The organism is Streptomyces sp. VRA16 Mangrove soil (assembly GCF_017377775.1).
Classification (GTDB): Bacteria; Actinomycetota; Actinomycetes; order Streptomycetales; family Streptomycetaceae; genus Streptomyces.
This window is the reverse complement of the sequence record NZ_JAFVLN010000006.1, coordinates 252,254-273,480: the sequence shown is the minus strand read 5'-3', so window position 1 is coordinate 273,480 and position 21,227 is coordinate 252,254. Positions and strand designations below refer to the sequence as shown.

The 21,227-nt window shown below is 72.5% G+C and carries 20 protein-coding genes; 14 read left to right on the top strand and 6 right to left on the bottom strand.

The genetic code is table 11. From position 1 onward, the window contains the following. Positions 1-17: 17 nt before the first annotated feature. From J3486_RS18810 to J3486_RS18800, 3 genes are read right to left on the bottom strand one after another with little or no spacing between them, the layout of a single operon-like run. Positions 18-620: a chemotaxis protein CheB gene (locus J3486_RS18810; protein WP_307804862.1), complete on the bottom strand. Its 603-nt coding sequence runs from the start codon at positions 618-620 to the stop codon at positions 18-20. Positions 621-645: 25 nt separating this feature from the next. After that, positions 646-1,992: a DUF2252 domain-containing protein gene (locus tag J3486_RS18805; RefSeq protein WP_207821526.1), complete on the bottom strand. Its 1,347-nt coding sequence runs from the start codon at positions 1,990-1,992 to the stop codon at positions 646-648. Positions 1,993-2,011: 19 nt separating this feature from the next. Beyond that, positions 2,012-2,497: a hypothetical protein gene (locus tag J3486_RS18800; protein ID WP_207821524.1), complete on the bottom strand. Its 486-nt coding sequence runs from the start codon at positions 2,495-2,497 to the stop codon at positions 2,012-2,014. Between the two features lie 117 nt (positions 2,498-2,614). On the opposite strand from J3486_RS18800, the gene J3486_RS18795 reads away from it, so the two are divergent. Further along, a complete protein-coding gene (locus J3486_RS18795) occupies positions 2,615-3,832 on the top strand; it encodes a winged helix DNA-binding domain-containing protein (RefSeq protein WP_207821521.1) in 1,218 nt (405 codons plus the stop codon). 155 nt (positions 3,833-3,987) lie between these two features. Here the strand turns inward: J3486_RS18795 and J3486_RS18790 are convergent, their stop codons facing one another. Next, positions 3,988-4,266 (bottom strand): hypothetical protein, encoded by a 279-nt coding sequence (locus J3486_RS18790; RefSeq protein WP_229378212.1) that lies wholly within the window; start codon positions 4,264-4,266, stop codon positions 3,988-3,990. A 126-nt stretch (positions 4,267-4,392) separates the two neighbouring features. Here J3486_RS18790 and J3486_RS18785 point away from each other — a divergent pair, with 126 nt between their 5' ends. Further along, positions 4,393-4,755, top strand: a complete 363-nt coding sequence (locus J3486_RS18785) for an arsenate reductase family protein (RefSeq protein ID WP_207821517.1) — start codon at positions 4,393-4,395, stop codon at positions 4,753-4,755. Here the strand turns inward: J3486_RS18785 and J3486_RS18780 are convergent. Beyond that, positions 4,752-5,576 (bottom strand): alpha/beta hydrolase, encoded by an 825-nt coding sequence (locus J3486_RS18780; protein ID WP_207821515.1) that lies wholly within the window; start codon positions 5,574-5,576, stop codon positions 4,752-4,754. The genes J3486_RS18785 and J3486_RS18780 overlap by 4 nt on opposite strands. Before the next feature lie 50 nt (positions 5,577-5,626). Here J3486_RS18780 and J3486_RS18775 point away from each other — a divergent pair, with 50 nt between their 5' ends. The 7 genes from J3486_RS18775 (at position 5,627) to J3486_RS18745 (ending at position 12,686) form a co-directional block, all read left to right on the top strand. Beyond that, positions 5,627-6,079 (top strand): MarR family winged helix-turn-helix transcriptional regulator, encoded by a 453-nt coding sequence (locus J3486_RS18775; RefSeq protein ID WP_207821513.1) that lies wholly within the window; start codon positions 5,627-5,629, stop codon positions 6,077-6,079. Between the two features lie 69 nt (positions 6,080-6,148). Further along, positions 6,149-6,823, top strand: coding sequence for a hypothetical protein (locus J3486_RS18770; RefSeq protein ID WP_207821511.1), 675 nt, complete (start codon positions 6,149-6,151; stop codon positions 6,821-6,823). A 154-nt stretch (positions 6,824-6,977) separates the two neighbouring features. Beyond that, positions 6,978-8,009: a glutamine synthetase gene (gene glnII, locus J3486_RS18765; RefSeq protein WP_207821510.1), complete on the top strand. Its 1,032-nt coding sequence runs from the start codon at positions 6,978-6,980 to the stop codon at positions 8,007-8,009. A gap of 339 nt (positions 8,010-8,348) precedes the next feature. Continuing rightward, positions 8,349-8,885 carry a winged helix-turn-helix domain-containing protein gene (locus J3486_RS18760; RefSeq protein ID WP_207821508.1) on the top strand — a complete coding sequence of 179 codons (537 nt, stop codon included), beginning with the start codon at positions 8,349-8,351 and terminating at the stop codon, positions 8,883-8,885. A gap of 124 nt (positions 8,886-9,009) precedes the next feature. Beyond that, positions 9,010-10,266, top strand: a complete 1,257-nt coding sequence (locus J3486_RS18755) for a sensor domain-containing protein (RefSeq protein ID WP_207821506.1) — start codon at positions 9,010-9,012, stop codon at positions 10,264-10,266. Further along, positions 10,251-10,901 (top strand): response regulator transcription factor, encoded by a 651-nt coding sequence (locus J3486_RS18750; protein WP_207821504.1) that lies wholly within the window; start codon positions 10,251-10,253, stop codon positions 10,899-10,901. The genes J3486_RS18755 and J3486_RS18750 overlap by 16 nt, the downstream gene beginning before the upstream one ends. A gap of 321 nt (positions 10,902-11,222) precedes the next feature. After that, on the top strand, positions 11,223-12,686 hold the full coding sequence (locus tag J3486_RS18745) for a DUF1996 domain-containing protein (RefSeq protein WP_229378211.1): 1,464 nt from the start codon (positions 11,223-11,225) through the stop codon (positions 12,684-12,686). Between the two features lie 40 nt (positions 12,687-12,726). Here the strand turns inward: J3486_RS18745 and J3486_RS18740 are convergent, their stop codons facing one another. Further along, complete coding sequence (locus J3486_RS18740; RefSeq protein WP_207821500.1) at positions 12,727-13,188, bottom strand: hypothetical protein; 462 nt, start codon at positions 13,186-13,188, stop codon at positions 12,727-12,729. A 142-nt stretch (positions 13,189-13,330) separates the two neighbouring features. Here J3486_RS18740 and J3486_RS18735 point away from each other — a divergent pair, with 142 nt between their 5' ends. From J3486_RS18735 to J3486_RS18715, 5 genes are all read left to right on the top strand, one after another. Beyond that, entirely contained in the window at positions 13,331-16,438 is a 3,108-nt protein-coding gene (locus tag J3486_RS18735; RefSeq protein WP_207821497.1) for an alpha-N-acetylglucosaminidase, read from the top strand. 80 nt (positions 16,439-16,518) lie between these two features. Continuing rightward, positions 16,519-18,414, top strand: coding sequence for a hypothetical protein (locus J3486_RS18730; RefSeq protein ID WP_307804861.1), 1,896 nt, complete (start codon positions 16,519-16,521; stop codon positions 18,412-18,414). A gap of 87 nt (positions 18,415-18,501) precedes the next feature. Then, entirely contained in the window at positions 18,502-19,383 is an 882-nt protein-coding gene (locus J3486_RS18725; protein WP_207821495.1) for a metal-dependent hydrolase, read from the top strand. Next, positions 19,380-20,486, top strand: a complete 1,107-nt coding sequence (locus tag J3486_RS18720) for a PDR/VanB family oxidoreductase (protein ID WP_207821494.1) — start codon at positions 19,380-19,382, stop codon at positions 20,484-20,486. Before J3486_RS18725 ends, J3486_RS18720 begins: the two co-directional genes overlap by 4 nt. A 46-nt stretch (positions 20,487-20,532) precedes the next feature. After that, positions 20,533-21,225 carry a TetR/AcrR family transcriptional regulator gene (locus J3486_RS18715; protein WP_207821493.1) on the top strand — a complete coding sequence of 231 codons (693 nt, stop codon included), beginning with the start codon at positions 20,533-20,535 and terminating at the stop codon, positions 21,223-21,225. The last annotated feature ends 2 nt before the right edge of the window (positions 21,226-21,227 follow it).

The following is a 21,227-nucleotide window of genomic DNA, read 5'->3' as shown; positions in this document are numbered from 1 at the left end:
CCTCTTCTTACCGACTCTTACCGACTCTTGCCGACAAGTCCCCTAAGCACCGCGGGGATCTCCTCAAGAGGTAGCACGAAGTCCACGGCCCCTGTACCCACGGCCGCCTCCGGCATTCCTCGAAACTCCGCCGATTCCGGGTCCTGGACGATCACGGTACCGCCGCGTGACTTCACGGCGTCCACACCCATGGCTCCGTCGTTGCCCGTGCCGCTGAGGACGACGGCGACGGCGCTCTCCCCGTACGTCCCGGCGACGGACTCGAAGAGCAGGTCGGCGGAGGGCCGCAGGAAGTGGACGAGTTCGCTCAGGGAGAGGGAGAGGCTGCAGCCGGGTCCGACGAGGAGGTGCCGGTCGGGGGGCGCGATGTAGACGGTGCCCGCCTCGGCGAGGTCGTCCTGTTCGGCGAGTTTGACGTGCAGCGGGGTGCGGCGGTCGAGGATCTCGGCGAGGACGGTGCGGTGGCGGGGGTCGAGGTGCTGCACGACCAGGACCGGAACAGGGAAGTCCGGTTCCAGTGCGCCGAGCAGTGTGGTCAGCCCGTTGATACCTCCGGCGGACGCGGCGACGGCCACGACGGCGAACGGAGGAGCGGGTTCGGCGGTGTGGTTTGCCTGCACCTGTCGAGCGTAGCCCCGGACTTCGTCAGGCACCCGGGGCCGCGGCCAGAACGCCGGAGGAGATGGCCCGGCGCAGCACCGCGTGATCGCGGACGGTCTGATCGGCGTAGCGCAGGGCGAAGGAGGCGACGGCCCGGTCGAACGTGTCCGAGCTGCCGAGGTACCCGGCGATGGCGATGCGGTCGCCGGAGCGGGCGTGGGCGCGGGAGAGGGCGGTGCCGCAGAGCCGGGCGTAGGCGAGGAGTTCGTCGGGCGGCATGCCGGCCACGTCGGCGGTGCCCTTCATGTCGCGCAGTTGCCGCCAGTAGAAGGCGCGGCCCTGCGGGCCCGTCATCCAGCCGAGGAAGATGTCGCCCGCCGCCTGGAGCAGCCTCTGCCCGGAGACGACGCGGTGGCCGGGGTGGACGTAGGGCCCGTGGTACGGGACGTGCTCCTCAAGGACGGACCGGGTCGCCTCCTTGATCTGGAGGAAGAGCGGGTCGTCGGCGTCGCGTCCGGCGAGCAGCACGATGAAGCAGCGGGTGCCGACGCTGCCGACGCCGACGACCTTGCGGGCGGCGTCGACGAAGCGGTAGCGGTCGAGGAGACGGCGGCGCTCCTCGGCGAGCGTGGAGCGGTAGTCGCCGAACATCTTGCGGATGGCGGCCGCGTCGGAGACGCCCGCGGGTTCCAGGAGCGGCGGGTCGTGGACGATGCGGCGGCGCCCGTCGGGGGCCGGCTCGGTGAGTTTGGTGAGAGCGTGCAGGCTGGTGCGGCGGGTGGCCTGGGCCAGGGTGTGCTCGACGCGGCGCCGGTGGCGTGCGGAGCGGACCAGCGGGAGCAGTTCGTGGGCGTCTATTCGCTCGTACCAGACGGCGAGTTCGCCGAGCGAGGAGAGCCGGCGCATGTTCGTGCGGTACGCGGTGACGCTCGCCCGCGCCGCCCGCAGGGCCTGCTTGTCGCTGTGGCCGTTGTCGCGGGCGGCGACGGCGACCGAGGCGGCGAGCCGTTTGACGTCCCATTCGAAGGGCCCGGGGTAGGTCTCGTCGAAGTCGTTCAGGTCGAAGAGCAGGGCGCGTTCCGGGGAGGCGAACAGGCCGAAGTTCAGCAGGTGGGCGTCGCCGCAGAGTTGGACGGTCAGTCCGGTGTGGGCGCCGGCGGCGAGGTCGCCCGCCATGACGGCGGCGGCGCCGCGCAGGAAGGCGAACGGGCTCGCCGCCATCCGCCCGTACCGGATGGGCAGCAGGTCGGTGAGGCGGTCGGCGGCCTGGCGCTCCAGGACGACGACGGGGTCGGGGCGGTCGGCGGCCGGGATCCAGGGGGCGTGCGAGGAGCGCGGCGTGTGCTTGCGGGCTCGTCTGCCGTGGGCGGCACGTTCGTCGGGGCTGCTCATGGCCTGGGCGCCCCGCCTGTCAGTGGCGCAGCGCGCGGGCCACGTCGGCCGTGACGTCGCCGTCGAGGGAGCGGTTGCTGCGGGCCGTGGCCTCCTTCGACTTGCCGGCCTCCACGTTGCTGACGGTGAGGGCGATCGTGTCGAGCAGGTTGCCGCCGCTGTCGCGGAAGTCGACCTGGACGGCGTACGAGCGCGTGGCGGACTCGCTGTTGGTGACGGTGACCGGGACCGTGGCGCGGCCGCCGTCCTTCGTCACGTCGCCGAGCTTCACGTCGTCCTTGGCGTTGACGCCGCCCTTGAACTCGTCGAGCTTCTTGCCGGCCTCGGCCGTCGCGGACGCCACCGTGTCGCCGATCTTCGCGGTGGCCGACGCGGCGGCGGACGCCGCCTTCGACGCCGCGTCGGAGGGGCTGGTGTCGTCGGAGCAGCCCGCCGCGGTCAGGGTCAGCACGGCGACGGCCGCGACCGCGCCCATCGCCCGTACAGCGTCTCGCTTGCCCGCCATCCCGAACACCTCCCGCTCGACCGGTACTCCTCCTGGTCGCCCCAGTCAACGGCGGGCGGTGGCCGGACCGCATGTCCAGTACGGCAAACGGGTGGCGGCCGGGCCATGATGAGCGCCATGAGTCCTACGGCACCGAAGGCGACACCGGCGGCAGTGCGGCACATCGGCGACGAGGAGCGGCGGGCCAGGCTCGCGCTCGCCCACCGGCTCTCCCCCGCGGCGCGGGCGGCGACGCCGCAGGCGGTGGCGCGTTCCCTGGTGGCGCTGCACGGCACGGACCCGGCGACGGTGTACCTCGCGGTCGGGGCGCGCCTCGCGGACGCGTCGCGGACGGTGGCCGAGGTGGAGGCCGCGCTGTACGAGGACCGGTCGCTGGTGCGGATGCACGGGATGCGGCACACGGTGTTCGTGTTCCCGACGGAGCTGGCGGCGACGGTGCACGCGTCGACGGGTCTCGCGGTGGCGGCGAAGGCGCGGGCCGGGCTGCTCAAGGACATCGCGAACGGGAGTGACGGGCGGCTCACGCCCGAGTGGCTGGCCGAGGTGGAGGCGTCCGCGCTGGCCGCCCTCGAGCGGCGCGGGCAGGCCACGGTCTCCGAACTCACCGTGGACGAGCCCCGGTTGAAGGAGCCGTTCGTCTACGGCAGGGGCAAGAGCTACGAGGCGACGCAGACCGTGTCGTCGCGGCTGATGCGGGTGCTGGGGGTCGAGGGGCGGGTGGCGCGGGGCCGTCCGCTGGGGTCCTGGACGTCGACGCAGTTCCGCTGGGCCGTGGCGCCGCCGCACCCCGAACTGCCGGTCGCCGATGCCCAGTCGGACCTCCTGCGGCGGTGGCTCGGCGCGTGCGGGCCCGCCACCGAGGCGGACCTGAAGTGGTGGACGGGCTGGAAGGTCACGGATGTGCGCAAGGCGCTGGCCGCGGTGGCGGCGGTGCCGGTGTCGCTGGACCAGGGCAGCACGGGGTACGTCCTGCCCGACGCCGTGGACGCCCCGGCCGGCGGTTCGGCCGAGCCGTGGGCGGCATTGCTGCCCGGTCTCGACCCGACGGCGATGGGGTGGCAGGAGCGCGACTGGTACTGCCCGCCCGAGCTGCGGCCCGCGCTCTTCGACGGCAGCGGGAACATCGGGCCGACGGTGTGGTGGAACGGGCGGATCGTGGGCGGGTGGGCGCAGGACGCCGGCGGGGCCGTGGTCTGGCGGTTCCTCGACGAGTCGGGGGGCCGGGCCGCGGCGCGGGCCGTCACCCGGGAGGCGGCGCGCCTCTCGGAGTGGCTGGACGGGGTCCGGGTGACTCCCCGGTTCCGGACACCGTTGGAGCGGGAGCTTTCCGGGTGATCCTGAGTGGTCGAGTGCGGGCGGGCGGGAAGCTGCGCGCAGCGCGTGCTTGAGGGGCGCGGGGAACCGCGCGACCAGCCCCCACCCACCCACAGACACAGAACAAGTGCAGAGCGGGGCCGCACCCGCTGCGGCCCCGCCGGAAACAGTTCGGGTCAGCGGGCGTACCGCATCAGGGCCCGGACCATGTGGCACGTGGTATCGGACGGCGGGTGGATGCCCACGCGCTCGGCCATGTCGCGGATCCTTCGGTTGTGGGCCTGCTGAGGGAGGTAGACGCCGGAGTCGAGCAGGGCTATCGCCAGGCGCATGGCCTTCAGGCGGCGGTTGTGGGTGATGTACCAGTCGCGGGGCTGCCCCGCGGGCAGCGGCTTCTTGGCGAGTGGCGCGTACGGCAGATCGATCAGCATGGGTGCGGCAGCGGGCACAGGCATCCTCCTGTCGCGCATTTCCGAGAGCCCCCGTAGCCCTCGAACACTGCTTCTATTCTACTGCCCACCACTGACAAAAGCCGCTGGCCAAGCCCTAGTTGAGCATCTCACTCGCGTACCGTTGGCCCCATGGAGATCTGGATCAACCCGGCCTGCTCGAAGTGCCGCAGCGCGCTCACCCTGCTCGACGCGGAGGGCGCCGACTACACCGTCCGCCGCTACCTGGAGGACGTACCGACCCCCGACGAGATCCGCGCCGTGCTCGACCGGCTCGGCCTCGAACCGTGGGACATCACCCGCACCCAGGAGGCCGTCGCCAAGGAGCTCGGCCTGAAGGAGTGGGCGCGTGACGCGGACGCCCGCGCGAAGTGGATCGAGGCCCTGTCCGCCCACCCCAAGCTGATCCAGCGCCCGATCATCACGGCGGAGGACGGCACGGCGGTGGTGGCCCGCAGCGAGGAGGCGGTACGGGACGCACTGGGGCGCCGCTAGGCGAGCAACTCCGCGAGGCGCGGGCCGAGTTGGAGCGGCATCGCGTGGTGCGAGACTCCGGGCACCACGGTGGCCGCCGCCCCGGCCCTGGCCGCCACCCGGGCCACGTCGTGCACCCGGCCGTCCCCGGCGAGCAGCACCCGTACGGGGACGGACAGGTCGGCGGACTTCGGGGCGGGGCCCGTCACCGGGCGCGCCCCCGGAAAGCCGGCGGCCGCCTCCTGCAGTGCGAGCCAGTCCGCGTCGAGGGCGGCTCCGCCCGTCTCCCAGGCCAGGAACCGGCCGATCCGGGCGGGCGTGGGGCGCAGCAGCATCGGCAGGGCCCGCAGCAGATAGCCGGGGGCGAATCCCGCGTAGCAGCGGGTGGGGTCGAGCAGGGTCAGGCGGCGTACCCGCCGGCCGCCCCGCAGCGCGTACCGGAACGCGATCCAGGCACCGTACGAGTGCCCGCACAGCTCCGTCTCCGGCACCCCGAGCCCGTCGAGCAGCGCGTCGAGCCAGTCCGCGAGGTCGGCGACGGCACGGATCGGGCGATCGGCCGCGCGGACGCTGCGGCCCGGTTCGCCGATGAGATCGGGCGCGTACACGCGCCGCTCCCCCGCCAGCGCCGCCACGTTCGCGAACCAGGTGGCGCCGGTCGCGCCGCCGCCGGGGAGCAGGAGCAGGGGCGGGGCGTCGCGCGGGCCGAGCGCGTGCACGTGCGTGGTGCCGTGCGGCGTGACCACGTCGAGGTGTTCGGTTCCGTCCGGCCACTTGGCCATGACCTTGTCGTACGCGTCGAAGAACTCCTGTGACCGTGGCACTCTGGGACTCCCAGACATCTCGTCGGGCGATAATCTCGCTGAGCGAGAGAATATTCGAGGAGGATGTCATGGGCGATACCGCGGACGACAGCATGGAGATCGTCCATGCCCTGCGCGCGGTGACGGTCCAACTCGCCCTGCGCAGCGCCGGGTTCGCCCAGGACAACGGCATGCACCCCACGGACGTACGGGCCCTGATCGCCCTGATGGACGCCCGGCGGGCCGGTGAGCCGATGACGGCGGGGCGGCTCGGCGCGCAGCTGGGCGTCAACTCGGCGGGCACCACCGCGGTCGTGGACCGGCTCGAACGGGCCGGGCACGTGGAGCGCGTCCGGGACCCGGCGGACCGGCGGCGGGTGCTCGTCGAGGTCACCGAGGGGGCCGTCGCGCTCGGGCAGGCGCACTTCGGGCCGTTCATCGAGACGGTGGTGGCGTTGCTGGAGGGCTTCGACGAGCGGGAACGTGCCGCGATCCGGGGTTTCCTCGACGGGGCGCGCGCGTCCGCTTCCCGCACTCCCTGAACGGCAGCCGCTTGTTACCCGTACGTAACGGCGTGCGCAGCAACGTTCGTCTCACGACAGGAGGCGCGCATGTCCCGTAGGAAAACGATCGGAAGCGGCAAACGGCTGGCCCTGACGGCGGCCGCGGCGGTGCTGGCGGGCGGGGGCGCGTTCGCGCTCGCGGCGACCGGCAACGCGGCACAGCCCTCGACGGTGTGCGACGGCCTGGCCACCGCGCTCGCCAACAACCAGAAGTTCATCGACGGCCAGCGGGCCGCGCCCGACGCCCAGTCCGCGGCCCGGATCGCCAACCGGGAGGCCGTGATCGCCGAGATCCAGCGGAAGCAGGCGGCCTCCGGGTGCGGCGGGGAAAGCAGTGCCAGTGGCGCCGGGGGTGGCAGTAGTGCCAGTAGCGCCGGGGGTGACAGTAGTGCCGGTGCGGCAGCCCCCTCCGCCGCCGGGACCGCGGCCGCCACCGGCGACCCGGCCACCACCACCGGAACCCCGGCCGCCGTCGGTGACCAGGTCTGCCCCGGTTCCACCGTGACCCTCTCCGGGGAGGGCGGCGCGCCCGCCGCCTCCAGCGATCAGTTCCCCGCGGGCACGAAGCTCAAGGTCACCAACCTCGACAACAACAAGTCGGCCACCGTCGAGGTGACCTCCGTCTCCGGCTCCTGCGTCCTGCTGAACGACGCCGCCTTCGAGCAGGTCCGCGAGCCCGGGAAGTTCCTGATCCGCCGGGCCCTGATCGAGAAGGTCGGCTGACCCTGTGGGGTAAACCCATCGCATACGAGTTCACGGGTCGGCTCCCGCCACAGGCGCCCCCGGTAACACGGGGTTCACAAACGGGCAACCGTCGGGAAATCCCCTGTTGACAGGCTTCCCCGCAGTTAGAGACCCGTGACTGAGGAGTCGGCCCGTGACCTTCAAGGCTGAGTACATCTGGATCGACGGCACCGAGCCGACCGCCAAGCTTCGTTCGAAGACGAAGATAATCGCGGGCGAGCCGCAGGGGCTCGACGCCCTCCCGATCTGGGGCTTCGACGGCTCGTCGACGAACCAGGCCGAGGGCCACGCCTCGGACCGCGTGCTCAAGCCGGTCGCGGTGTACCCGGACCCGATCCGCGGCGGCGACGACGTACTCGTCATGTGTGAGGTCCTCAACATCGACATGACGCCGCACGAGTCCAACACCCGTGCCGCGCTCGCCGAGATCGAGGAGAAGTTCGGCGCCCAGGAGCCGATCTTCGGCATCGAGCAGGAGTACACGTTCTTCGAGGGCGACCGCCCGCTCGGCTTCCCGGTCGGCGGCTTCCCCGCCGCGCAGGGCGGCTACTACTGCGGCGTCGGCACCGACGAGATCCACGGCCGTGACGTCGTCGAGGCGCACCTCGACAACTGCCTGAAGGCCGGTCTCGGTATCTCCGGCATCAACGCCGAGGTCATGCCGGGCCAGTGGGAGTTCCAGGTCGGCCCGCTCGCCCCGCTGGAGGTCTCCGACCAGCTGTGGGTGGCGCGCTGGCTGCTCTACCGCACCGCCGAGGACTTCAAGATCTCCGCGACCCTCGACCCGAAGCCGGTCAAGGGCGACTGGAACGGCGCGGGCGCGCACACCAACTTCTCGACCAAGGCCATGCGTGAGGGCTACGACGCCATCATCACCGCCTGCGAGTCGCTCGGTGAGGGCTCCAAGCCGCTGGACCACGTCAAGAACTACGGCGCCGGCATCGACGACCGGCTGACCGGCCTGCACGAGACCGCCCCGTGGAACGAGTACTCGTACGGTGTCTCGAACCGCGGCGCCTCGGTCCGCATCCCGTGGCAGGTCGAGAAGGACGGCAAGGGCTACATCGAGGACCGCCGTCCGAACGCCAACGTCGACCCGTACGTCGTGACCCGCCTCCTCGTCGACACCTGCTGCTCGGCGCTGGAGAAGGCCGGCCAGGTCTGATCGCCGAAGTCCGACGGGCCCGACGGGGTCTGCTTTCGGCCACGCGGCAGCGGAGAGGGCGTCCCCGTACGGTGGACGCCCTCTCTTTCCCGTACTCCATCTGCTTCAATACACGTATGGCCAGCTTCCAGAACCTCAGCGCGCGGGGTCGTCGTCACGACCTCGAGCCGTTCTGGCCCTCCCGTCAGCACCACGACTTCGACCGTGTGTGTTGCCGCGCGACGAACGCGCAGGCCCTCTAAACCCGTTCACGTTCCCGTTCCCCTCGTGACGGCCTTCGGCCCGCGCGCCCGCACGTCCTCTCCCTGACGGCTTCTCGCGCGAAAGAGCTGACCTCTCATGGCCAACGCACGCCACCTCTCCCTTGCCGCCCCCACCGCCCCCGCCCGGCTGCGGGCCGTCGGGCAGAACGACCTCAGCGACCTCGCGGACGTCGCCGAGTTCCTGCCGCCCGGTGCGACCCTGCTGCCCGCGCCGCCGCACGCGCTGCCCTCCCTGCCGGGCCGTCCTCCGATGGTCGGCTACCTGGTGCTGGTCCCGGCCGACCGGCAGCCGGCGGCCCCGGCCCCCGCGCCGGTCGCCGACGGTCCTGTCACCATCGACGCCGCCCGGCGCACCGCGCAGGTCGAGGGGCGCCCCATCGACCTCACCTACCTGGAGTTCGAGCTGCTCGCGCATCTCGTCGCGCATCCGCACCGGGTGCACTCGCGGGATCAGCTCGTCACCACGGTGTGGGGGTACGGGCATGTCGGGGACGGCCGTACCGTCGACGTGCACATCGCCCGGCTGCGCCGCAAGCTGGGCGCCGAGCACCGCACGGCGATCCAGACGGTGCGCAGGGTCGGCTACAAGTACGCGCCGCCCGCGGGTCGCTGAGCCGCCCGCCCGGGGTGTCGCTGAGTACACCCCGGGCAGGGGGCCGCTCCCACTGCCCCGGGCCCCCCTTCTCCGCGACACTGTCGAGGACAGGGGGAACGGACGGGACGGGACGGAGTACGGCATGGGTGCGCGGGTACGGAGCGCCGTGGTGGCGGGGGCGCGGGGCCTGATGCTCGCCTCCGTGGGATTCGCCGGATCGATCACGCTGTTCGTCGTGGCCGTGCTGTCGATCGCCTTCATCCTGCTGGGAGTCGGGGCGTGCAGCACGCCCTGGGTGCTCGGCCTGGTGCGGCACTGGGCGAACTGGCGGCGGGCGGTCGCCGCCGAGTGGTGCGGGGTGCGGATCCCGGCGACGTACCGGCCGTTCCCCGACGATCTGCGCGACGGGGTCCTCGGGCGGATCGAGCGGTGCAGGCTGCTGCTCGCCGACCCGGCGACCTGGCGGGATCTGCGTTGGCTGCTCGTCGACATGACCGCCGGGTTCGTGACGGCGCTGCTGCCCGCGGCGCTGGTGTTCTACCCGGTCGAGGGGTACGTGATCGCGGCCGGTCTGTGGCGGGTCCTCGCGCCCGTCGGGTACTGGTACGGGTTCGTGCCGCTCAGCGGGCAGGGGTCGGCGCTGCTGGCCGGCGCCCTCGCGACCGTGCTGCTCCTCGTCGGCGTCTTCACGGCGCCGGTGCTGCTGCGCGGGCACTTCCTGCTGACCCGGACCGTCCTCGCGCCCGCCGAGGGCCGACTGGAGGAACGGGTGCGGGTGTTGACCGAGACGCGGCGGGACGCCGTGGACACCTCGGCGGCCGAACTGCGGCGCATCGAGCGGGATCTGCACGACGGGGCGCAGGCCCGGCTCGTCGCGATGGGCATGGACCTGGGCACGGTCGAGGCGCTGATCGAGCGGGACCCGGCGGCGGCGAAGGCACTGCTCGCGCGGGCCAGGCAGTCGTCCGCGGACGCGCTCACCGAGCTGCGCGACCTGGTGCGCGGCATCCATCCCCCGGTGCTGGCCGAGCGTGGACTGGGCGATGCCGTACGGGCGTTGGCGCTGCGGATGCCGGTCGCGACCGAGGTCGAGGTCGAGCTGGCGGGGCGGGCGGACGCGCCGGTCGAGTCGGCCGCGTACTTCGCGGTGAGCGAGGCCCTGACGAACGCCGTGAAGCACGCGGGCGCCGACCGGATATGGGTCGATGTCACGTATGGGGACGGGCGGTTGCGGGTGACGGTGACGGACAACGGCACGGGCGGGGCCGTGCTCGGCGCCGGGGGCGGGCTCAGCGGGGTCGAGCGGCGGCTCGGTACATTCGACGGTGTCCTCGCCGTCAGCTCCCCCGCGGGCGGTCCGACCATGGTGACCATGGAGATCCCTTGCGTGTTGTCCTAGCCGAAGACCTGTTCCTGCTGCGGGACGGGCTCGTGCGGATGCTGGAGGCGTACGGATTCGAGATCGCTGCCGCCGTGGAGAGCGGGCCCGAACTCACCAAGGCGCTGGCCGAGTTGACCCCCGATGTCGCCGTCGTCGACGTGCGCCTGCCGCCCTCGCACACCGACGAGGGGCTGCAGTGCGCGCTCGCGGCGCGGCGGGAGCGGCCGGGGTTGCCGGTGCTCGTGCTGTCGCAGCACGTGGAGCAGTTGTACGCGCGTGAGCTGCTCGCCGACGGGACCGGTGGGGTCGGGTATCTGCTGAAGGACCGGGTGTTCGATGCGGAGCAGTTCGTGGATGCGGTGCGGCGGGTGGCCGGGGGCGGGACCGCGATGGATCCTCAGGTGATTCAGCAGTTGCTGGCGCGGCGCCGGGTGCAGGAGCCGCTCGGGGGACTCACTCCTCGGGAGCTGGAGGTGTTGGAGCTGATGGCGCAGGGGCGGTCCAACGCGGCGATCGCGGCGCAGCTCTTCGTCACGGAGCGCGCCATCGCCAAGCACACGTCGAACATCTTCGGGAAGCTCGGGCTGGCGGTGTCGGACGACGACAATCGCCGGGTCCTGGCGGTTCTGGCGTACTTGGATCGCGGCCTGTAGCAGCCCGGGGCTGTCGCGCCCCGCAGGGGCGCGGGGCCGTATCGATCTGCGGCTCCGCCGCGCGGGCGCGACCAGCCAGCACCCACCGAGCGTGCACGCGGCAACAAAGCACCCGGGACCGAGCTGAACGCCGCCCGGAGCGCTCGCCCCGCGCCGGGGTGCCGCCTTGCCCACCCTGCCGCCCATGGCGGCAGATTGCCCAAGGCGGCGCGGCTCGGCGGCAGATTGGATGAGGGGGGTTTGAACGGGCGCGCCTCTCGGTGCGTACGTAGTCCCATGGGACGCACCTCACGGAAAAGGCGCTCATCGCTGGCGACGCGTATGACCATCGCGTCGGCCGCACTGCTCCTGGGCGGAGGTGGGCTGATCGCGGTGAACGTGTACGCGCAGGCCCACGAGGAGAACTCCACGGACCCCGGGCAGCAGAGCGCGGGCAGCGGCGCCGTAACTCGGACGACCACCATCGACTGCCCGGACGTCGGCACCGCGCTGCCCGACGTACCGGACGGCGCCCGCGGCCAGGTAGACGGCGAACTGGCCGCCATGGACACGCAGATCACCCAGGCCTACGAGCGCCTCGCCCAGAACAGGGCCGCCGCCGCTCAGGACCCGAACTGGGTGCAGAACAGTGTCCTGGGCCCGCTCAAGGACAAGCGCGGCGCCGCCCTCGACCGGATCGGTCAGGACATCCGGCGGGCGGGCGGCAGCGCGCCGCAGCAGCTCGACGGGATGGCGCGGTGCAGCCAGCGCGCCACGGACGACAACGGCGGGAACGACTCCCCCGCCCCGTCGGCCCCCGCCTCGGCACCTGCTTCGGCACCCGCCTCGGCCCCGGCCTCCTCCGCGCCCCCGGCCCAGGGCGGGAACAGCAACGGCAACGGCCCCGTCGCCGACGACTTCGTCGACATCACCAAGGTCCAGCCCAACGTCCAGCAGCCGCAGCGCAGCCGGGGCGCCTCCACCGGCACCTTCACCACGTCCTGCGGCACCAACGCCAACAAGCTGCGCAACAGCGACAACGTGATCGTCGCGCCCGGCGTGAGCAACGGCGCCCACCACATGCACGACTACGTCGGCAACCAGGGCAACACCGCCTTCGCCACGAACGACTCCCTCGCGGCCGGGAAGACCAGCTGCCGCAACCAGGGCGACAAGTCGACGTACTACTGGCCGGTGGTGCGGGTGCAGGACGGCACCCAGGAGGTCGACGCACAGCAGCAGGGCGGCGGCCTGGAGGGCAACTCCGGGCGGATCGTGCAGGCGAAGAAGGCGAGCATCAAGTTCGTCGGCAGCCCGCGCGGCAAGGTCGTGGCGATGCCGAAGTTCCTGCGGATCATCACCGGTGACGCCAAGGCGTTCACCAACGGCACCGCGAACGCCAACGCCCACTGGAGCTGCACCGGCTTCGAGAACCGGCAGCTGACCGACAAGTACCCGCTCTGCCCGAGCGGCAGCTCCGTCGTGCGCACGTTCAAGTTCCAGAGCTGCTGGGACGGCCAGAACACCGACAGCGCCAACCACCGCACGCACGTGGCGTTCGCCGACGCGCAGGGCAACTGCCCCGCCGGGTTCCGGGCGATCCCGCAGTTGACGATGCGGCTCGTGTACGACCTGCCGAGGCCCACGATCAGCAACGGGCAGCTGCAGAAGCCGTTCGCCGTGGACGGGTTCCCGGAGCAGCTGCACAAGCCGGTCACCGACCACGACGACTTCATCAACGTCTTCGACGACCAGCTGATGCAGCGCATGACCAACTGCATCAACCAGGGCCGGCGCTGTACCTGACCGCCCCGGCCCCCGCGTAGAGCCGCTGCGCGGCCGCGTCTCAGCCGTGACCCGTGTGCCCGGAGCCGGGCGCCTCCTCGTGACCCCCACCACCGCTACTCCCCGAGTGGTGCGAGGAGGACCGCTCCACGGTCCCGCCGAGCCGGCCGCGCAGCTTCGTCACGACCGCGTCCGGGCCGACCGCGATCCATTTGCGGCCGACGAGATAGGTGCCGCCGTAGTCGTCGGCGCTGTCCAGCCATTCGGTCTGGCCGCGGTCGGTGGCGAACGTGGCGAGGACCCAGCGTCCGGTGCCGCTGCCGCAGTTGGCCTGCCGCAGTTCGGCGGCGTTCGTCTGGACGGCGGGCCGTGCGCAGCCCGCCCTGTGGGCTATCTGCTCCAGTGTCCCGGTAGCCGTTCGGGGGATCTTCGGTCCCTCGTCGCGCACCCCTCCGGAGGTGCATCCGGCCGCGGCGCCGGCCAGCACCACGGCCGTCACCAGCAGTTTTCCCGTCTTCCTCATGTCCGCTCTCCTGTCCCGTACGTGACCGGCGGCCCGGCCCGTCTCCTTCAGATCCCGCCAGCTCCGTACGCACCGTTGAGCCCAGACGTCCACCCGGTTAGCGTGCGCCGCACGATCCGCCACGCACAGGGGGGTAACAGGTATGTCCGCGCCCACGCGACGCACGGTTATCGGCACGGCAGGCGCCATCGGTCTCGGCTCGGCCCTCGGACTCGGCCTCGGCACACCGGCCGCGCACGCCGCTCAGGCCCTTGATACGTCGGCGGCGCTCGCCGCGCTCAAACGGCAACTGCCGCACCACGCGGACCAGTTCAGACTCAGACTGACCGCTCCGCAGGGCGGCGCGGACCGTTTCCGGGTGTCCGGGACGCGGGGCCGCATCGAGGTGTACGGCACGACCCCGGCCACTCTGCTGGCCGGGGTCCACTGGTATCTGAAGTACGAGTGCGGGGCGCAGATCGCCTGGAACGGCAGCCAGCTCGACCTGCCCGAGCGCCTGCCCGCCCCGTCCCGCCCGCTGGAGCGGTCCACGGCCCTCCCCCACCGGTTCGCGCTCAACGACACCAACGACGGCTACACGGCGCCGTTCGCCGACTGGTCGTACTGGGAGCGCGAGCTGGACATCCTGGCGCTGCACGGCTGCAACGAGGTGCTCGTCATCGCGGGCATGGAGGCCGTCTACCACCGCCTGCTCAAGGACTTCGGGTACAGCGACGAGGAGTCCCGGGCCTGGCTGCCCGCGCCGTCGCACCAGCCGTGGTGGCTGCTGCAGAACCTGTACGGGTACGGCGGCCCGCTCTCCCCCGAGCTCATCGCCAAGCGCGCCGAACTGGGCCTGAAGATCACCGACCGGCTGCGCGAGCTGGGCATGCGGCCGGTCATGCCGGGCTACTACGGGCATGTGCCGAAGGAGTTCGTGGCGCGCAACGGCGGTGACGCGCACGTCGTGCCGCAGGGCACCTGGCACGGCTTCCAGCGGCCCGACTGGCTGGACCCGCGCACGGAGGCGTTCGCGAAGGTCGCCGCCTCCTTCTACGGGCACCAGAAGGACCTGTTCGGCGAGATCGACGCGTTCAAGATGGATCTGCTGCACGAGGGCGGCACGGCCGGTGACGTGCCGGTCGCGGACGCGGCGCGCGGTGTGGAGAGCGCGCTGCGCGCCCACCGGCCGGGGGCGACCTGGGTGATCCTCGGCTGGGAGGCGAACCCGCTGCCCGAGCTGATCGCCGCGATCGACAAGAAGAAGATGCTGATCGTGGACGGGGTCTCCGACCGGTTCTCGTCCGTCACCGACCGCGAGAAGGACTGGGCCGGCACCCCGTACGCGTTCGGCACCATCCCCAACTTCGGCGGCCGTACGACCATCGGGGCGCGCGCCCACATCTGGGAGCAGAAGTTCTTCGCCTGGCGCGACAAGCCGGACAGCGCGCTCGCGGGCACCGCGTACATGCCGGAGGGCACCGACCGCGACCCCGCCGCGTTCGAGCTGTGGTCCGAACTCGCCTGGACGGACGAGAAGGTGGACCGCGAGGCGTGGTTCGCCGGGTACGCGGATCTGCGCTACGGGCGCCGTGACAAGGACGCCCGCGCCGCCTGGCAGGCGCTGTACGAGACGGCGTACCAGCAGCAGGCGGTCGAGCGCTCCGACCCGCACGACTCGCTCTTCGCGGCCCGCCCCGACCTGTCGGCCGACCGCGCCGCCTACTACGCGCCGCGCGCCCTGACCTACGACCCGGCCCGGTTCGACGCCGCGCTGTCCGGACTCCTCGGCGTGGCGGGCGACTTGAGGCGCAGCGCCGCCTACAAGTACGACCTCGTGGACATCGCCCGGCAGGCCCTCGCGCACCGCAGCCGCCAGCTCCTGCCGCAGCTCAAGGCGGCGTACGCGGCGAAGGACCAGGCCACCTTCAAGGCCCTGTCCACGCTGTGGCTGAAGCTGATGCGGCTCTCGGACGACGTGACGGGCACCGTCCCCGCGTTCCTGCTCGGCCCCTGGATCCAGGACGCGCGGAACCTGGCGACGAACGAGGCCGAGCGCGCCGAGTTCGAGCGGTGCGCCAAGGTGCTGATCACGGTGTGGGGCGACCGGGCCACCTCCGACCCCGGCAATCTGCACGAGTACGGCAACCGTGAATGGCACGGCCTGACGGCCGACTTCTATCTGCCGCGCTGGCAGAAGTGGCTCGACGAGCTGCGGGACGCGCTGGCGGCGGGCCGCGACCCGGTGGCCGTCGACTGGTTCGCGTTCGAGGAGCCGTGGACGCGGGAGACGAAGGACTATCCGCTGCGGCCGTACGGCGACGCGTACCGGACGGCGGCCCGGGTGCGCGACGTCCTCGCGCGGGCCCCCTACCAGGGTGCGATCACCGTCGACGCCGAGCCGCCCGCGTTCCCGCCGAACGGGCACGCGCGCGTGGCCGCCACCTTCCACAACGTCAACGGCCTGCGCGCCACGGGCCGCGTCGACTTCACCCTCAAGGGCATCGACGCGACACCGGAGGGCGCCACGTATCTGCGCCGTGTCGCCCCTGCGGGCGAGGGCACGGTGACCTGGCGGGCGAGCGCGCCGGACACCCCGCTCGACAAGCCGCTGCGTCCGCTGCCCTACGAGATCGACGTGCGGTACGGCCCCGCGGGCGAGGACCGGATCACGTACGTCCACAGGGGCACGCTCTTCGAGGCGGGACCGCTGGACGCGGGCTGGAAGACGTACTCCGACAACGACGCGTTCTTCGGGCAGCTGGGCGACCGGTTCGCCATCGACGGCGGCGGCGCCGACCTGTGGAAGGGCACGACGGAGTTCGGGACGGCGTACCGCGAGGGCGGGCTGAAGGACGGCACCGAGGTGGTGCTGCGCGTGGACAGCCAGGCCGTCACGGGCGCGTGGGCGCGGGCGGGGATCATCGTGCGCAACTCCCTCGCCACGCCCGGCTCGCAGGGCTTCGTGAATCTGTCGGTGACGCCGTCGAACGGAGTCGTGCTCTCCTACGACACGAACGGCGACGGCACGCTGGACACGTACAAGCGGATCACCGGGATCAAGGCGCCGGTGCTGCTGCGGCTGAGCCGGTCCGGCGGCTCGTTCACCGGGCAGTGCTCGACGGACGACGGCGCGACCTGGCGAACCGTCGCGACCGTGCCGGTGCCGGGCGCCGCCGCGACGCAGGACGTGGGCCTGTTCATGACGGCGACGAACGGGGGGAACGGGGCGCGCGGCACCGTGGAGTTCAGCAACTGGCAGCTGTCGTAGGGCAGTTCCCGGAAGGATGACCGAGCGGGTCGGGGGCTCGGCTGCTGTGACCATCCCACGATTCGCTCGTTCTGCTGAACGTGCAGTCCAAGGTGCAGCAACCCGAGCCCTCGTCCCCCGCCGCACCCGCCCAGGCCGACGTGATCGACGTCGAGCGGGCGGAGGCGGCCCTGGTGGAGCACTACCCCCGCCTGGTCCGCCTCGCCTATCTGGTGCTGCCACCGGGTCTGGGCCGCAACCGCCGCGTGCTCACCGCGCACTCCGTCGTCCAGCGGGCCCTGCCCCGCGGCCGGACGGCGCCCGCGCCGACGGACGGCGGCGACCCGGGCTACGCGTACGTACGCCTCCGTGTGCTGCGCAGCGCCCTGGAGGCGGGGCTGCCGCTGCGCCGCGCGGCCTGGCCCAAGCGGTCCCAGCTGCCGCCGCTGCTGCCGCAGGTATGGGGCCTGAGACTCTTCCCGAAGTCCGGCGGCGCCGATGAACTCGCCCTGGACCAGCGGCTCTCCGCGCTCGACGGACCGGCCCGCGCCGCGTACGTGCTGCGCGGCCTGGAGCGGCTCGACGACGCGGCGATCCGTACGACGCTGACGGCGGCGGGCCGCACCGCCGAGGAGGCCGCGGCGGCCGTGGTCACCGCGGCCGGGATCGAGGCGCGGCCCGCGCTGCTCGGCTCGCCCGAGTTCGACCCGTGTTCCCTGCACGCCCGGCCCACCGATCTGATGCGCCGCCGCCAGCACGCCAAGGCGGGCCTCGCGGCGCTCGCGGCGGTCGTCGTGTGCGGCGCGCTGCTCGGCCTGCCTGGTGACAGCTGGGGGCCGGACGGCGCCGCCGCACCCCCGTACGCCCGCAACCCGGCGGGCCAGGCCGCCCTGGATCCGGGGAAGCTGACGCGGGTGGAGCCGACCGTGTGGGAGAGCTCCGCGCGCACCGACTTCTCGGTGTGGCCCGCGCGCGGGCCGCTCGCCGGCGACCAGGAACTGCTGCGCCGGGCGCTCGCGGTGTGGGCGCGGCCCGGCGAGTCCGTCCGGGTCTCGGCGACCCCGGGCACCGCCGCGGGCGCCCCGCCGGGACCGGCCCAGCTCCTGTACGCGGGCGAGGTCGACGACGCCCGGATCGTCGTCCTCTACGACGGTCTGCGCATCGTCCGCTACGCCGAGCCGAAGGACGGCACGAGCGGCGCCGCCCTCGACTTCGCCCGCGTCGACGGTGCGACGACCGGCCAGTCGGGCGCCGTCGTCCTGGACCGCTCCGACGGCAACGTCCGCTACCTGACGGCTCCCTGGGTGACCGGCGCCGCCGTGCGCGACCTGCTGAAACCGGACGCGGCGCCGCTGAAGCTGTCCCGCACCGCGGACGGCGTGACCTCCCCCTTCGCCAGCCCGGCCGTCTCCCGTACCTGTACGTCGTGGAACGCGCTGGCGCTGACCGACGCCTCCGGCACCCGGCTCACCAGCGACCTCGGGGAACTCGTGCCCGCTCAGCTCACCTCGGGCAGCCCGGACGCGCCGCACGACTCCGGGCCCGCGGACTGGCGGGCCACGGCCTGCTCCCTCGCCGCGGCCCGCTCTCACGGGGTGCGCTCGGTCAACTCCTGGGCGTACGCGCAGCAGCCGCTGCCCGAGGCCAACGGGACGGCGGACTGGGTGTGCACGCGTGCCGAGACGTGGCAGGGCGGCAGCCCGCGCACGCTGACCCTGTTCCGCACCCCGGGCGCGGCCACCGCGGTCGTCGCCGCGAAGTCGGAGACCTCGCCCGCGTGCGGCTCCCGGGACCCGCTGGTCCTCGCCGGAGTCCGCTGGAAGTCGCGGGCCGGCACCTGGTACCTGGTCGCGGCGGGCAGCAAGCAGCTCAACTCCGTCTCGGCGGCCGGGACTTCCGTGCCGGGGAACCTGCTCGCGGTGCGGGCGGCGCGGGGCGCGAAGGTGTCCCTGAAGGGCAGCACGGCGGACGGCACCCAGGTGAACACCCTCCGCTGAGCACACAGGACCCTTGCTGACGATCGCGTAAAGAAAGTCGCCGCAAGGGTCTGTACCCCTCCGCCTACCCGTCAGTACATTGACGCCATGTCTAATAGCCGCGTCACGCTGAAGGCCCGCCAGGTGTCCTTCACCTGGGACAAGACACCCCTGCACTGGCTCCCGGACGACCCGTTCACCACGCACACCATCAATGTGCTGCATCTGCTGCTGCCGGCCGGTGAGCGCTGGTTCGTGCACGTCTACAAGCAGGTGCTTCCGTACATACGGGACGAGCGGCTGCGCGAGGACGTCATCGGGTTCATCGGCCAGGAGGCCATGCACTCCCAGGCACACGACGAGGTGCTGCCGCACCTGCGCGAGCAGGGCCTCGACCCGACGCCGTACACGGCCCAGGTGGACTGGTTCTTCGAGAAACTGCTCGGCGACCGGACGCTGCCGCCGGGCAGGCCGCGCCAGTGGTGGCTGATGGAGCGGGTGGCGCTGATCGCGGCGATCGAGCACTACACGGCGTTCCTCGGCAACTGGGTGCTGAACGCCGACGAGCTGGACCGGCGCGGCGCCGATCCGACCATGCTGGACCTGCTGCGCTGGCACGGCGCGGAGGAGGTCGAGCACCGCTCGGTGGCCTTCGAGCTGTTCGAGCACCTGGACGGCAGCTACCGGCGGCGGGTGCGCACGTGGGCCACGGCGTTCACGGCGCTGGTCTTCCTGTGGCAGCGCGGGGCGCGGTTCTTCATGGAGAACGACCCGACGATCCTCGACGGCAAGGCGAGCTTCAAGGACTTCTACCGGGGCGGCAAGCAGGGCGTGCTGCCGTCGACCGGGGCGATGGTGCGCTCCATCCCGCGCTATCTGAGCCGGAGTTACCACCCCGAGCAGGAGGGCGACACGGCGCAGGCCGTCGCGTATCTCGACCGCTCCCCCGCCGCGACCGCCGCACAAGCCCGCACCGGAGGCGCCCGATGAAGGCTCGTACGCTCACCAGGGCCGTCCTCGTCGCGGGCGCCGCGCTCGTCGTGCGCCGCGCGCTGCGCCGTCGCGTGCAGGACTCGCCGCTGTGGCCGCTGCCCGCGCTCGAGGAGCCGATATCGGGACGGCCGCGGGCCCGCACGCTCCGCCTGCTCATCACGCAGCACGAGCGGATAGCCGACGGCGTCGTCCAACTCCGGCTGGAGGGACACGAGTTGCCCGCGTGGCAGCCCGGCGCCCACCTCGACCTGGTCCTGCCCTCCGGTGTCGTACGGCAGTACTCGCTGTGCGGCGACCCTGAGGACACGTCCTCGTACACCGTCGCCACCCGGCTGATCCCGGAGGCCGAGGGCGGGCGCGGTGGATCGCGCGAGGTGCACGAGCAGTTGCGGGAGGGCGCGGAGGTGGAGGTGCGCGGGCCGCGCAACCGCTTCCCGCTGGCGGCGGACGCGCCCGCGTACCTCTTCGTCGCGGGCGGCATCGGGATCACCCCGATCCTGCCGATGCTGCGGGAGGTGGAGGCGCGCGGCGCCGAGTGGCGGCTGCTGTACGGGGGCCGGACGCGGGCCTCCATGCCGTTCCTGGAGGACGTGCGGAAGCTGGGCGAAGGAGGAGGGGCGCGAAGCGCTTGGTGGGAGACGGGCGGGCGGGTGGCCGTCGTGCCCGAGGACGAGGCGGGGCTGCCCGACCTGGCCGCCGCGCTCGCGGACACCGCGCCGGGCACGGCCGTGTACTGCTGCGGGCCCGAGGGTCTGATGGCGGCGGTGGAGACGGCGCTGCCCGAGGGGCGGACCCTGCACCTGGAGCGGTTCGCGCCCCGCGACGCGGGCGACGGCAACGGCCCGTTCGAGGTCGAACTGCGGCGCAGCGGCAAGGTCGTCGGCGTCCCCGCCGACACCACCGTGCTTGCGGCCCTCCGCCCCGAGGTGCCGGGACTGTCGTACTCCTGCGAGCAGGGCTTCTGCGGGACCTGCCAACAGCGCGTCCTGGAGGGCGAGATCGACCACCGCGACGAGCTGCTGACCGACGCCGAGCGGGACGACTCGATGCTGATCTGTGTCTCGCGCGCGCGAAGTGAACGGCTTGTGCTCGACCTGTGACGGCCGCCTGGAGGGGCGGCTTGATCCGCTCGGTAGAGTGTTCGGTATGACTACCGGGGTGCGGCGCAGAATGGGAGTCGAGGAGCGGCGGCGACAGTTGATCGGGGTCGCCCTCGAACTGTTCAGCCACCGCTCCCCCGACGAGGTCTCCATCGACGAGATAGCGGCCGCCGCGGGCATCTCGCGGCCGCTGGTCTACCACTACTTCCCGGGCAAACTCAGCCTGTACGAGGCCGCGTTGAAGCGGGCCGCGGAGGATCTGGCCGAGCGGTTCCAGGAGCCGCAGGACGGCCCGCTCGGCGCCCGGCTGCTGCGTGTGATGGGCCGCTTCTTCGACTTCGTGGACGAGCACGGGCCCGGTTTCTCGGCGCTGATGCGCGGCGGCCCGGCTGTTGGCTCCTCGGCGACGAACGCGCTGATCGACTCCGTGCGGCAGGCCGCGTACGTCCAGATCCTGGCGCACCTGGGGATCGTCGCCCCGTCTCCGCGCCTCGAACTGGTCGTCCGTTCCTGGATCTCGCTCGCCGAGTCCACGGCGCTGATCTGGCTGGACGGCCGCCGGATCCCGCGCGCGGAGCTGGAGCTCCAGCTCGTCCACGACTTCGCGGCGCTGGCCGCGGTCAGCGCCGCCTACGACGAGGAGATGGCGCGGCTGCTGCGTCATCTCCTCGCGGACGAGCCGGCCGACGGCCCGTTCGCGGACCTGATCACCCGGCTGTCGGCGCTGGCTCCCGTCTGACC